Below are 14495 nucleotides of genomic sequence, written 5' to 3'. Positions count from 1 at the left end.
CTGTTGAGCCCGACGAGACCGTGGTCCTTGACCTGGGTGGCGCTACGGGTGACGTTACGCTTGTTGCGCCCACCTCCATGACCTATACCATCACCAATGATGACAGTTATATTGCAACCATCACCGCTACCGATCCCAATGCCTCCGAAAACCCATTGGACGGTGGGGTGTTTACCGTAGGGCTGAATACTACTAATACTTCTGGAAGTGCCATTGTTGTTACTTATTCGGTGAGTGGTTCCGCTACACAAGGTGATGACTATGAAACCCTTACTGGGTCAGTTTCCATACCCAATACACAGGAAAGTGCCACCATAGACATAACCCCCATAGACGATAACGAAGCCGAAGCGGATCCAGAAACCGTGGAGTTGACCCTTACCACAGGTACAGGCTATACTATAGGTGCCAGTGATAGTGATACAGTGAACATATCCGATGATGACGTTGCAGGGGTGTCCATCAACGATGTAACGGTGAATGAAGCGGATGGTACCGCCACCTTTACCGTAACCCTTAATGGTGGGGTCTTTTTGGGGACTATTGTGTCCTATACCACGGCCAACGGTACCGCGCAAGCAGGAAGCGATTTTGTGGCGGATTCTGGTACGGTTGGATTTTTAGGTTTTGATGGGGAAACAAGAGATATTACCATAGATATTAATGACGATATACTGGTGGAAGGCAGCGAAAACTTTTTTGTTAACCTAACCAATGCCACCGGCTTTGCCCAAATTGGAAAGTCACAAGGGGTTGGGACTATCCTGGACGACGATAGCTACATTGCCAACATTGCGGCAACAGATGACACCGCCTCCGAAGTGCCTGTAGAATCGGGTTCTTTTACCGTTAGCCTCAATACACCCAATGAAACTGGTAGCCCTATAGACATAGGATATACCGTTAGCGGTACGGCTACAGCAGGTTCAGACTATATTACCTTAACAGGAACGGTATCCGTACCCAATTCCCAAGAAAGCAGTACCATTACGGTAACTCCCTTGGACGATGATGAAGTGGAAGCAGGATTTGAAACTGTTATTGTTACTCTGGATAACGGAGCTGGATATGATGTGGGACTATCCAATAATGCTACTGTCAATATTACCAGTGAAGACAGGGCAGGGGTGTCCATAGATGACGTCATGGTGAATGAAGCGGATGCTACCGCCACCTTTACCGTCACCTTAAATGCCGATTTGCCTTCGGGTACTACAGTAAGCTATGCTACGGCCAACGGTACGGCAGAGGACGGCATGGATTATACGGCCCAATCCGGGGATCTTGATTTTCTTGGGTTTAATAATGAACAACATACTATTACGATACCTATTATAAACGATGAGGAGGCCGAAGGCACAGAGATCTTCACGGTAGAACTTACCAATGCCACCGGCCTGGTCATAATAAGTAAGGATGAAGGTGTGGGAACCATTACCGATAACGATAACTGTATTGAGGCACCCCTACTAAACCCCGATGTTAATACTATATTTTGTGATGCCTTTACCCAGGATTTGGACGATTATACAGATACCAATATTCCTTCCGGATTTGAGTTGGTATGGAGCAGTAACAGCGATTTCTCCGAATCGGGGGCTAGGCTGCCTACCAGTGTAGTGGATTTTGAGGCTACCTTTTACGGTTTCTTATATAACGAAGGTAGCGGATGTGTTAGTCCGCCTATGGAAGTAACCTTGGTGCGTAATGAGCCACCAGTGATCCAAAGCACCACCGGAGCTACCATCTGTGGTCCCGGAACTGCCACCTTAACGGCAACGGTGACGGACGGCGGAAGCTTGTTTTGGTTTGGTTCGGATACCGGCGGTCCACCATTGGGAGAAGGAGAAACCTTTGTGACCCCTAACAATAACACAACTACTACTTATTATGTAGAGGCTACGGCGAACAGCTGTACCACAGAACGGGTTGCGGTAACCGTAACCGTGGCAGTGGCCCCGGATCCGGGGATTACCACCAATACTACGGCTTGTAGTGCTGTTACCGAAAGTCCCAATAGCATAGATCTGGACGATACCCGAAGCGGTGGGGATAGCGGTGCATGGAGCATAGTAGGTACCCCTCCCGGAAGTATTACCATAGATGCGGATAACGTTGTGAATTTTGAAGGTGCCGCCGATGGGGACTACATTTTTAGATTTACCACCAATACAGCCATGGCACCCTGTGTAGAGGATAGCGTGGAAGTAACGGTAACCGTGAGTTCCTGTACCGTAGATTCGGATGGTGACGGACTCTTGGATAGGGATGAAACAGCATTGGGTCTGGATCCCAATAATAGCGATACCGATGCCGATGGCCTTGATGATTCGGCAGAGGTAGGGTCCGATATCAATAACCCAATGGATACTGATGGGGATGGTGTAATAGATGCCCTGGAATCCAATATCCTGGATTCGGACAATGACGGTATCGTAAATCAATTGGATCCGGCAAATGACAATCCTTGCGTTCCCAATATATCAGCAGCCTGTCAGATTGATCTGGCCATAGAGAAAGTGGTGGATACAGAAAGTCAGTTGGTGGGGCGTGAAGTTACCTTTACCATAACCCTTACCAACCTAAGCCAGATAATGGTGACCAATGTGGCGGTAAACGAATTGATAGATCCAAGTCTGGGCTTTCAATATGTAAGCAGTACCACAACCAAAGGTACCTATGATGAAGTGACAGGGGTTTGGCAAATAGATGAATTGCTGGAAGAGGAAGTGAGTACCTTGACCATTACGGCCAGTGTGCCCGAAGTTGGTACCTATCAAAATATAGCAGCCATCGTAGATTCCTTTCCGGAAGATGGGAATGTAACCAATAATAGTGCTACCGCTACCGTAACGGTAACCCCAAGATCTACCAATGAGTGTGGCTTTCTGTTTAATCAGATATCGCCCAATGGGGATGGTATTAACGATGCAGTATATATTAACTGTATAGAACAATACCCCAGTAATAGCCTAGCAATTTTTGATCGTTATGGTAACGAGGTCTTCTCGGCCCAAGGTTATGATAATTCTTGGATGGGAACAGGAAAAAATGGAGATTTGCCAAAAGGAACCTACTTTTATGTTTTGGATCTTGGCGATGGAACGGAAGTTAAAAAAGGTTGGATCCAAATCATTAGATAACAGCGACTATGAAGTTTATAATATACAGCTCAAGGTATAGGGATTTATTATTGTTTTGTGGTGTTTTCCTCTTCATTGCCTTGGTATATGGGCAAAAGGAGCCCCAATACACCCAGTATATGTACAATATAGGAAGTTTTAACCCAGCCTATGTGGGTACGGTAGAAACACCGGATATTACAGGCTTGTACCGTGTGCAATGGTCCGGAATACCAGGGGCGCCCAGAACGCTAAGATTTGGTACCAATGTGCCCCTGGCCAACGAAAAGAATGGAATTGGTTTTAATGTGGTAAGTGACCAGTTGGGGCCTACCTCACAAACCTATATAGATGTTGCCTATTCATTTCAGATACAACTGTCTGACGAAACCAAACTATCTTTTGGGGTAGACGCCGGGGGATCCCTGCTGGACGTGGATTATAGCAAAGGGGATTTTGAAGAAGAAAATGAGCCCTTATTGAACAACTCGGACAATTTTAATAAGTTTTACCCTACCGTAGGGGCAGGGTTGTTTATGTACCAGGAGATGTGGTACCTGGGCTTATCGGTGCCCAACTTTTTAACCTCTGGTATCTACGCCGATGAAGTTGCTAATATTGTTGAGGACAAGGTGCAGTTTAATCTAATAGGTGGCTATGTGTTTGAACTGTCGGAGAGCCTAAAATTTAAACCCGCCTTTTTAATGAACTATTTAAACGGTTCGCCCCTAAACCTAAACCTGAGCACCAATTTTTTAATTCGCGACCTGGTCACCTTGGGAGCTTCCTATAGGTTAGACAATGCAGTGAGTGGCCTTGCCGGCCTGCAGGTGTCCAGCAGTTTGTTTTTTGGATACTCCTATGATTATAATACCAACGGCCTGGGAGAATATAGTCAGGGCTCCCACGAGGTAATATTAAAGTTTTATCTGGGCAAAGGTGGCGATAGAAATAAAAAGCCGAAGAAGCAAGACCAAAAAGGTAAACCCAAACAGATAGATAGCCCCAGGTTTTTCTAAATTATATTTATGAATATGAGATTCAATTCAATAGTTGTATTTTTTATTATAATGTCCTCTTTGGGGTTTTCCCAACAAAAAAAATCCAAAGGAGACATCTTGTTTTTCGAGTATTCTTACAGCGCTGCTATCAAGGAATATCAGAAAGAACTAAGGGAGAAAGACGGACTTACCAATAAGCAGTATTTAAATCTTGCCGATGCATACCTGAATACAGGGGATTATAAGAAGGCGTCCGAAATATACATAAGGGCCTTTCAGAAAGACACCACCATGTCTACCCATCATTTTAATAAAATGTTACAGGCCCTATCAAGAACCTCGGAGGTTGAAAAGGTAAAGGCCTATTTGTCAACAAAAAAGGATGAGCTGTCCCCTGAATTGTTGGAAAATGCCGAGTTTAATTATGAGTTGATCGCATCCAATAAGGATCAAGAGCTGGATTTTGAAATATTCAATATAAGTGGAAATAGTCCAAAGGCCGATTTTGGCCCTGCCTTTTACAAGGATGGCGTGCTGTTTTCCAGTAGTAGGGGCAGTGGTTCCAAAAAGAAATATGGGCCTACAGGAGAAGCTTACCTAAATATCTATAAAGCCGATATTGAGCTGCAGGGAGACATTAAAAATCCTGAGGTATTCAAAGGAATAGCAGCATCTTTTTTTCACAAGGCAACACCTTATTATTCAGAAGAGCTGAATCAAATATTTTATGTGCTGTCCAATGCCAATGGGGAGTATATGCAATTTAGTGATAAAGGAAAAAATGCCCTGGCCATGGCCATGAGCAATGGTAATGGAAGCTTTAAGTATATACTAAGGGACCTGGACACCTCATTTTACTACCCTTTCTATGAAGCGTCCACAGGACGATTGTTTTTTGCGGCCAATTTTGAGGATAGTTTAGGGGGTACGGACATCTATTATGTGTATACCAATGATGGTCTTATTATGTCTTCTCCAGTAAACTTGGGGCCAAGGATCAATACCCCTGGAAATGAAATTGCCCCTTTTATTTTTGAGAACAGCCTTTATTTTTCCTCAGATGTTTTTTATGGACTGGGAGGAATGGACGTTTATAAGACCAATATGCATTCCGATGGGAGCTTTAGTATTCCCATTAACCTTGGCGAAGGAATTAATTCTTCTAGAGACGATTTTGGCTTTATTATAAAAAATAATGATGCCAATGGCCTATTGGGATACTTTTCGTCCAATAGGGACGGGGGTAAAGGAGGTGATGATATTTACGGGTTTAACGTTAAGGAAAAACCGGGCCTAAAAACCTTGGCACTTAAAGGAAATATTGTAAAGCCAAATAATTCCGGAGTCTATAAGGCCATGGTGAGTATATTGGACGAGGAAGGAAAAACTATTAAAGAGGTGTATTCCGGGGAAGAAGGGCAGTATGAGATAGAGATACCTTGGAGGGATAAGATAGTACTCCAAGTGTCCAAAGAGCGGTTTTCAACCTTTTCCAAGACCTATAATGAACAGGAATTGGAGGCATTGAACACCAATAATTTTAATATTGATATAGCCAATATAGAAGATATAGTGGTGGAAAGCGAAGACCAGGATGTGATAAAAATGAACAAGTTTTATTTTGGTAAAGGCAAGTGGGATATTACCCCACAGATAGCTGCCGAACTGAATAAGGTGGTGGACGCGGTAAAATTGTTCCCGGAACTGCAACTACGGGTAGAAAGCCATACCGATAGTCGTGGGGGGAGCAGTAGTAATTTTACCCTTTCACAAAAACGTGCAGATGCCATAAAAAATTACCTTTTACAGCAAGGGGTACCAACTACCAACATCCTGTATGCTATTGGATATGGAGAGGAAAAGCTTTTGAACAACTGTAAAAACGGTGTTTTCTGCTTGGAAATGCTACATAATAAAAATGAGCGGTCCCTAGTGGCGGTCCTTAATTATAATCTGTTGTTCTAATCCTCTACAACGGGCTTAGCCCCATTTAAAAGTAGGGATGGCAAGTGTTCTTTAATGCTTGTTGGACTACCTGCTGAGTACGCAGGATTCGCAGTCTTTAATTTCTCCGTAATAGGTTTCCCTGTATTTGTGAAGTGTCCTAAAAGGAATACCCAAAATGGCCTTCTTTATATAAGTGACCCGAGTGTACAAAATGCCCATCCTGGAATTATAACGCTTTTCATTTTTTGTATTTCGCTGAATACCAATCAATTTCATTATTCCGTGCTTATGGTTTCTAATGGCAAATATTAAAAATCTGTGAGCCAATAGCAAATTATATCTGTTAAGTCTTTTTAAACCGCCTGTAGAATAGAGGGTTATTGGTGGCCTCTTGGTTCTATTGTTCCTATTCCGTTAAAACAAGGTGAACTTCTTATGTAGCATCATTTAAACAGCTGATTATAAATTAATTGATGTAGCGGTTTTTTCAACTCATAGGATAATGTGGATAGGGTATTGGATAATTGGATCTTTAAAATGAGGAAGCAACTTATTAATCGTACATCAATAGCCAAATTCCTTCATTAACAACAAAAAACATCAAACTAAGGTTAAAAGAGCACCATCCAGCAGTAATACAATGAAAATAGACCGAGAAAGAGGATGCCCACATAGGTGAGAAGTCTTAGATTCCTATTAGGTTGATATGGTCTGGGAATTTCATGGCTTGTTACGTTTTTAAGGTTCATATATCCTATAATAGGGGCCACCACAAAAGAAACAAAGGTAGCCAAGGCCACCAAAAGGCCCATATTGGCGGAGAAGGTGTTAATGACCACAAAATTTATAATGCCCAAGAGGATAACCGCAACAGCGAAGCCCCTTTTTTTAAGGTTGGTATTTTTTGGAAAAAGCAGGGAGATTATATCTACACTTACCCTGGCTATGGCATCATGGGCGGTGATACAGGTGCTGAACATGGTAGAGAATGCTGCAACTGCTATAAAAACGTAGGCCCAAGAACCAATATTGGCAGTGAACAACTGTACCAATTGATCGGCAAAAATTACAGCCTTATCACTTAGCTGGGTATTGGTGCCATAGAGTGTTAGCCATCCAATGATCATAAATAAAATAGCGAGGACTGCTGTGGAGAAATAGCCAAATTTAAATTCTTCCAAAGCTTCTTTAAGGGAAGGTTTCTGATTGGAGTTTTTAAATTTTTCAATACTCCAAAGACTTATCCAACTAGATACCTCTACCGTTGTGGGCATCCAACCCATTAGTCCAATTAGGAAAAGTACTCCCGCCTCATTAAAAAGTGCCGGGGCCTTAAAGTCGGGCACAGAGGCAACCTTTCCATTCACCATAACCAAGAAGGTGGTAGCCATTAGGGCGATGAACAATAGGGATATCACATATTTCAGTGAGATTTCCAATAGTTTATATCGGCCTATGATCAATAAGATGCTGATTAGTAGGAATAGCCCGGCTGCAACCGTACTGACCGAAACTTCGGATAGCCTAAAGAGATTGATGAGTAGGCCGGAGGTGACCACGTAGAGGGCTGCAAGAATGGTAAAGGTATTTACCAGGGTGATAAGGGCATAAAACAGTAAATAGCCCTTGCCACGGTTTAAATAACCTTCAATTAGGGTTTTGTTGGTAATATTGGTATACCGCACCCCAAATTCAAAAAATGGGTACTTAAAAATATTGGCCAAGAGAATGGGGATGATCATAAGCCAACCATACTGGGCTCCTGCCTTGGTAGATAATACCAAATGGGAGGTTCCAATAGCGGTACTGGCAAAAAGTAGGCCTGGGCCCAAATTTTTGATCAGTTTATTTACAAAGGCCATACTAGGTTTTTGGGTGTAAATATAAGCGGGTTTACCGTATTTCTATTCGCTCTCCGAAAAATTTTGGCTGTGTGTTAAGCGCAAGGTCAATAAAGACCTTTACTCTAGCAAAATACTCACGTATGCGGGTCTTTAAACCATTTCTAAGGGAAATGTCCCCGGCATTGAATCCAATGGCATTTACCCCCTTCATTTCGCCCAGATAAATAGCACGTTCATTGTGGAATTTTTGGGATATAACGGTAAGCTGGTCCAATCCAAAAATTAGTTTGGCCCGCACCATGGAATCCAATGTTCTAAAACCGGCATAGTCCAAGAATATTTTATCTTTTGGAATGCCCCCTTTAATAAGGTCTTTTTGGAAAACGGTAGGTTCATTATAGTATTGGGAACTGTTATCGCCACTTACCAATATATAATCTATTTTTCCGGCTTTGTACAACTTAAGTGTTGCCTGGATCCGGTTGGTGTAATATGGGTTAGATCCGCCTCCCACCAATCTACTGGAGGTTCCCAGTACAAGGCCTACCTTATTCTTTGGAATTTTGTCTACTTCCCAATAGGTGCGGTTTTCGGCCGCTTTTTTAATGATCTGGTTGCAGCCTATCAATACCAGGGAAATACCAAATATCCCTAGAAGAAATAAAAAGCCAACTTTCTTTTTCATGAGCCGAAAAAATGAAACTTAAAGGTAATAAAACCACTTTTATTTTCTATTGGAAAAGGAATGGATTGTTGCAGATTAAAATAAAATCCTTGGGAAGCAGCTGTTCAATAACTTTTTTATAATCCGATGTTTGATAAAAAAACAAACCCCGACTTTTCTGGTCGGGGTTTACAATTATTTAGTATAAAGTTAGGATTTCTTATCCAGCATTGGAACCTATATTACCCTTTACAAGAATAATTTCCATATGCTCTCCATTTTGATGAATGGTAAGGTGTCCGTCAAATTCCATTAGTTGTTCGTAGGTAATTGGTGTACCATCATCCAAGGTGGTTATGATCGTAGTACTGGATTCACATTCACATTCAATAGGCTCTAATGTAATGGCGACGGAACCGCCTGTTTCGGCACTATTATAATTAATAAATGCTGGGTGGATGTCTGTGGAGGAATTGTTTATTTCCAACAAAACAGTGGTAGACCCATCCTCATTCTTGGTAAAAGTAACTTTTCCAGAAATCTGGGAATTGGAAACCGGCTTTAACGTAAAGACTTTTACACTGGTAGACGGATTGCCATCCGAATCCTCTTTGGAACAACTGGAGATTACTAATGAAAAGGACAATAAAAATAAAAAGTAATATTTTTTCATGTTTCAGGGGGTATTAAGTTCTATACTCAAATATTCTAAAAAATTTGCGTCAATATTATATTATTACTGTCACTGGTGTAAATAATCGTTAAAGTGTAATACAATCTGATGTGGTTACCACTTATAATGGAATTTTAGCCTTAATCTGGGCTTTATGGCCAGTATTTTTATATACTGGTTAATGATGCATGGGTTTTAGATAGGTTGTTGGTATAGGTGTCTGATAACCAGTCGTCTGAGTGGTCGCATTTCTAAAGAAAGGGTATTCCTGCAAATCGTAGACGATTTAAACACTAGGGCAACCTTTTTTGTGCCATTAGCTTTTTTATCACCTTTTTTAGTTTCTTGGGCTTGTCTGCATATTTTTCCAAATCAATGATTTCTACCTTTCTAAAATCTACAGGGTGGCTCTCGCTCTGTAAGGAAATGCTACCTCCGGTCAACAACTCGCCTTCAGTTTTATCATTAATAGGGTCTAATTGCGGTTTTGTATAGCGCATTACCTCTTCCCCGTTGGCATAGTGGACAATTAGGGAGTCCTTTATGACCAATACCTCTACCCTGGTCCATTGATCGCCATGAAATGTTTTGGAGGTAGAATTGGTGCAGTGCTGCTTTATAAGCTTGCCGTCCTTTACATATTGGGTTCCGGGTGTACAAAGATTTGCCGTAGACCGTTGGTCCTTACCATTTCCGCCCAACAATTGCACTTCTATGGAATTTGGAAAATCTTGGTCTTTGGTCATGGTTGCCGGATCTTGTCCATGGACCATTATACCACTATTTCTGTAGGCCCAACCTGGTCCGCCCTTAACCTGATCTCCTACAAATCGGTATTCTACGCCTATGAGGTAAGATGAATAAGGCTCTTTGTAGAATAAGTGGCCAAATTGTTCATTAAACGCATCATATTCGTCATACCTGACTTGTATTTGTCCATCGTTTACCCTAAACGTATTGGCATAATTTTCATTTAATTCATGATGTCTGATCTTTATCTGCCAATCATTCAAGTCTTTTCCATTGAACAGTTGTTTCCATTTCATATTCTTTTGGGCAAAAGTAGGAGTGGAAAATACGATCAAGCCAATAATAAAAGCTAGGGCAAAAAGAACATTGTTTATCTGTGTTTTCATACGGTGATTTTTAAAGCGCGTCTAAAATAGCGCAATATTTTTACTTTCAAAGTGGCTATTCATGATTTTTAATTGGGGGAGACATTGGTGCAATGGACGGGCCGCTATTCTTTTGATAAATGGTCTTAAGCCTTAAAAGATGAATCCCTTACCACTAGGTTGGTCTTTATCTCTACGGTCTTGGTTAGTAGATCATTTTTGGGATTCTCTATTTCTTCAATAAGGTATTTCACCGCGGTTCTCCCAATTTTATCCCCTGGTTGGTCAACAGTGGTCAGTGTTGGAGAAATTATAGTGGAGTTAATAGAGTTGCTAAAGCCAACAACAGCTATTTCTTCCGGTATTTTAATTTTAAATTTGTTCAAGGCCTTTATGGCGCCAATGGCCGCATTGTCGGTGATGGCGAAAATAGCATCCGGCCTGTTCTTCATGCTCAAAAGTATATTGGCCAATCGTTTGCCCTGTACGAGGGATATATCTTCTGTGCTAAGGATTATTTTTTCATCCACAGGGAGGCCATATTGGTTTAACGCCCTCAGATAACCGGCATATCTTTTTTCTGAATTATAGGAATTCTCCGTTTCCTTCATTATAGCGATGCGCTTTTTGCCTAGTCCTATCAAATGTTCCACTGCATTAAATGCGGCTTCCTCTTCATTGATGACTATTTGTGTACAAGGAATTTTACTCGAGACTTTATCGAACAGCACTAGGGGCATACGGTTCAATATTCGTAAAGCATCATCTACATAAGTAGTTTTTCTAGCCAATGACATTAAAACGCCATCTACTCCAAATTGGGACATGGTGGTAAGCATTTCAGACTGTTTGGCTTCGTTGTTGTTGGACTCGGAAATTATTACGCGATAACCCCTTATTTCTGCTTCCTCTAGAATGGACTTTAAAATGGTGGACGTAAATAAATGGGTAATGTTGGAGACTATAACACCTATGATATTTGTTTTTTGGGATCGAAAACCTTTGGCGAACATGTTTGGGACATAATGCATTTGTGCCGCCAAAATTTTTACACTTTCCTTGGTTTCTGTACTAATGTCCGGGTGATCGTTCAAGGCTCTCGATACGGTAGAGATAGATAAGCCTAGCTCTTTTGCCAATTCTTTTAGCGTGGTATTGCGTTTTCTGTTCATGAATATGAATGCTTATGATTTCAAATATAAAACAATATTCATCCATTTGATCAAAAGACATAGCAATCGTTACCGCAAACGTTTGCGTGTTAATTATGTAGTTTATTTGTCTTACGGGTGTGATATTGTGATAATTTTGCCTATATACTAATAATATAACAATTTTTTAATGGAATTGTTTACTTAAAAATCAATAATCATGAAAGGATTTATTTTTGCGGTAATGGGTCTTATAATAAGTGCAGGCGGTTTTGCACAGACCGAACTTATAGGAAATGTGACGGACAACACGGGGCAGCCCATACCTGGAGCGAACATTATTATTGCCGGTAGTACTTCGGGAACTACATCGGATTTTGATGGAAACTATGCGTTTTTAACAGACTTAACTGGTAATCAGATTTTAAGGGTTTCTTATTTGGGTTTTACTACGATGGATAAAGAGGTGGAATTAACGGGAGTACCTTTGGAGGTCAATTTTCAACTGCAGGAGGGAGGACAGCAATTGGACGAAGTGGTTTTAACGGCTTCCAGTACTTTTAGGTCACAAAAACAGGCTCCTTTATCCATAAGTTCGGTTAAAATGAAGGAGATTACAAAACTATCCGCTAACAGTCAGGCTGATATTCTTAGGAGTGTGCCGGGCATAACAGCAGAAGGAGGGGGTGGTGAGACTGCAACCAACGTATTTGTCAGAGGGTTGCCCTCAGGTGGGCAATACGTGTTTAACCCGCTTCAATATGACGGTATGCCCTTGATGAGTACTTTTGGACTAAATTCCTCGGCTCATGATGTTTATGCCAGGCCAGATATTGGTTTTAAGGGAGTGGAATTTGTTAGAGGGGGGTCGGCTATATTGTACGGTGCCGGTTCTGTTGCCGGAATTATAAATTATACTAGTAAAACTGGAGATACCGATGCTGGTAATATAGTAAACTTGGAAGTGGCCGATCAAGGAAGGCTAAAGACCGATTTTTATAGCGGTGGCCAATTGGGAGGTGAAGATTCCAATACCTTCTATGCTTTTACCGGATTTGTTCGTCACGATAGGGGTCCTATCGATACAGGACTACCCACGAAAGGGGTGCAGTTTAGAGGGAATATTAAGAAGAAATTTGAGAAAGGATCTTTTACCTTGCACGGACAGTTCATCAACGATAAGGCGCAATTTTACCTTCCATTGCCCCTGTCTGGGGGAAGTAGGGAGCGAATAGATGGCAATGATGGAAAACCAGTTGAACAATTGTTACCCGGAGATTTGGCCAATACTTCTTTTAATACTCCTGGGGGTACTTATAATAGTCCCATAGCCGATGGAGTGTCTACGACAGGTGGATATGTCATGGCCGATCTAAATTATAGGTTTACCGATGATCTAAGGTTTAAGTCTAAAGTTAGGTATGCCAATTACAAACATAATTTTGCTTTGTACGTAGCAGGAAACGGTGATAATGGTAATCCCATTACATTGGACAATTACGTAGAGAGTATAGCTCCTGGGAATCAAGGGTATGTTGCCCGTTACCAAAGTGGAAACCCTAATGAGCAGATTAATGGGGCTGACCTCGTGATTGATAACTTACATGTAGATCGTCTCCGCCCAATGACAGATTATTCCGGTGAGGCCTCTTTAACAAAAACAATCAATACGGATAATGGTGGAAGTCATAATATTACATTAGGATCTTTTGTAGCTAGAACAGAGGCCGAAGATGTAAATTATCAGTATAGGGTGTTGACCGAATTTAATAACGATCCCCGATTGGTGAATTTGAGCTATACGGATGCAGGTGGCAACAACGTAGTGTATTCAACAGGGGGGCTATACAATAGGATAGGGCAGACCGCCAATAATTTCCTGTCACAGAATAGGTTGGCCTTTTACCTAACGGACGAAATGATCTTTGATAGATGGCGTTTTGATGTTGGTTTCCGATGGGAACACACCGAAGGTGAGAACAATAGGGGCGGTATTACTTCCGGGACAGTTTATGACAATCCGGAATTGACCGCAGAATTGAGCAATGTGCAGACCGCCGATGGTAGTTTTTTGCGCTCAACGGTAAGTGCCTCCGGATGGGCGGTATCGTTGGCCGGACTTTATGAGCTTACGGATGCCACTAATTTATATGCCAATTTTTCCAAGGGGTATTTCTTTCCCCAAATACGGGGTTTTGCGCCAGTTGCCGGTATTTCTGAAAATGTGTACGATCCAGAAAATATTATCCAGTTCGAGGCAGGGGCCAAATTTGGCACCTCTAAATTTTCTGGTTCTGTTGCTGGGTATTATGTAGCCTTAAAAGATAGGATAAAAATACTTCAAGCTATTGTTGGGGGACAATTGATAGATCAGACCCGTTCCGAACAGGATACTAGGACTGTAGGTATAGAGGCTACAGCAGATTATAGGCTTGTAGATAACCTTAGTTTAAGGGGAACGGCTACCTATCAGGCCCATGAAATCACCAAGAATATAGATTTCGATTTGGTAAACGGTACTTCTGCAGAAGCCAATGTAGGTAATGAATTGGCCAGACAGCCAAACTTTTTGGGTTCCTTGGGGCTGTATTTTGATAACAGTGAATTCGATGCCAATTTTGGCGTTAATTATACAGGGAAGAAATTTACCGATGATACCAATAATATAGAACTGGATGCTATTACTATAGCCCGTTTAGGAGCTGGCTATACTTTTGGGGACCTGGAAAACAACCAGTCGGTTCGTTTAGGATTTTCGGTATTCAACCTGTTCGACAGCAGCGGTATCACCGAGGGTAACCCTAGAGCGGGAGTTGCGGGCCAGAGCGAATCTGAATTTTTTGTAGGTCGTCCAATTTTGCCAAGAAGGTTTTTTGTTACGGCAACATTTAATTTCTAAAACAAATTCAACTTAGTTAAATCTATTTAATTAAAATTCAAAGGCACATTGGTGGTCGACAATTCTGTCAGTGTGTCTT

At 41.6% G+C, this 14495-nt stretch carries 10 protein-coding genes; 4 read left to right on the top strand and 6 right to left on the bottom strand.

Features of this window, described 5'->3' with window-relative positions; genetic code table 11:
* The 3 genes from EHW67_RS11945 to EHW67_RS11935 all read left to right on the top strand — a co-directional run.
* On the top strand, nt 1–3143 hold a 3143-nt coding region (locus tag EHW67_RS11945; RefSeq protein ID WP_126162597.1), incomplete at its 5' end, for a Calx-beta domain-containing protein.
* A gap of 8 nt (nt 3144–3151) precedes the next feature.
* The gene (locus EHW67_RS11940) at nt 3152–4141 is read left to right on the top strand and encodes a PorP/SprF family type IX secretion system membrane protein (protein ID WP_126162596.1); all 990 of its coding nucleotides are present in this window, start codon (nt 3152–3154) and stop codon (nt 4139–4141) included.
* Between the two features lie 15 nt (nt 4142–4156).
* Nucleotides 4157–6088 carry an OmpA family protein gene (locus EHW67_RS11935; RefSeq protein ID WP_126162595.1) on the top strand — a complete coding sequence of 644 codons (1932 nt, stop codon included), beginning with the start codon at nt 4157–4159 and terminating at the stop codon, nt 6086–6088.
* Nucleotides 6089–6154: 66 nt separating this feature from the next.
* Here the strand turns inward: EHW67_RS11935 and EHW67_RS11930 are convergent, their stop codons facing one another.
* The 6 genes from EHW67_RS11930 to EHW67_RS11905 all read right to left on the bottom strand — a co-directional run bounded on the left by EHW67_RS11930 (nt 6155) and on the right by EHW67_RS11905 (nt 11538).
* Nucleotides 6155–6346 carry a hypothetical protein gene (locus EHW67_RS11930; protein ID WP_126162594.1) on the bottom strand — a complete coding sequence of 64 codons (192 nt, stop codon included), beginning with the start codon at nt 6344–6346 and terminating at the stop codon, nt 6155–6157.
* 335 nt (nt 6347–6681) lie between these two features.
* Entirely contained in the window at nt 6682–7932 is a 1251-nt protein-coding gene (locus EHW67_RS11925) for an NRAMP family divalent metal transporter (protein ID WP_126162593.1), read from the bottom strand.
* Nucleotides 7933–7963: 31 nt separating this feature from the next.
* Nucleotides 7964–8599 (bottom strand): SanA/YdcF family protein, encoded by a 636-nt coding sequence (locus tag EHW67_RS11920; RefSeq protein WP_126162592.1) that lies wholly within the window; start codon nt 8597–8599, stop codon nt 7964–7966.
* 199 nt (nt 8600–8798) lie between these two features.
* Entirely contained in the window at nt 8799–9251 is a 453-nt protein-coding gene (locus EHW67_RS11915; protein WP_126162591.1) for a hypothetical protein, read from the bottom strand.
* Between the two features lie 293 nt (nt 9252–9544).
* A complete protein-coding gene (locus EHW67_RS11910) occupies nt 9545–10387 on the bottom strand; it encodes a 3-keto-disaccharide hydrolase (RefSeq protein ID WP_126162590.1) in 843 nt (280 codons plus the stop codon).
* 125 nt (nt 10388–10512) lie between these two features.
* Nucleotides 10513–11538, bottom strand: a complete 1026-nt coding sequence (locus EHW67_RS11905; protein WP_126162589.1) for a LacI family DNA-binding transcriptional regulator — start codon at nt 11536–11538, stop codon at nt 10513–10515.
* 199 nt (nt 11539–11737) lie between these two features.
* Here EHW67_RS11905 and EHW67_RS11900 point away from each other — a divergent pair, with 199 nt between their 5' ends.
* Nucleotides 11738–14416: a TonB-dependent receptor gene (locus EHW67_RS11900; protein ID WP_126162588.1), complete on the top strand. Its 2679-nt coding sequence runs from the start codon at nt 11738–11740 to the stop codon at nt 14414–14416.
* Nucleotides 14417–14495 lie beyond the last annotated feature (79 nt).

The sequence above is a fragment of the Arenibacter aquaticus genome (assembly GCF_003957295.1).
Taxonomy (GTDB): Bacteria; Bacteroidota; Bacteroidia; order Flavobacteriales; family Flavobacteriaceae; genus Arenibacter; species Arenibacter aquaticus.
Note: the sequence above shows the minus strand (reverse complement) of the source record. Positions and strands in the feature narration are given on the sequence as shown.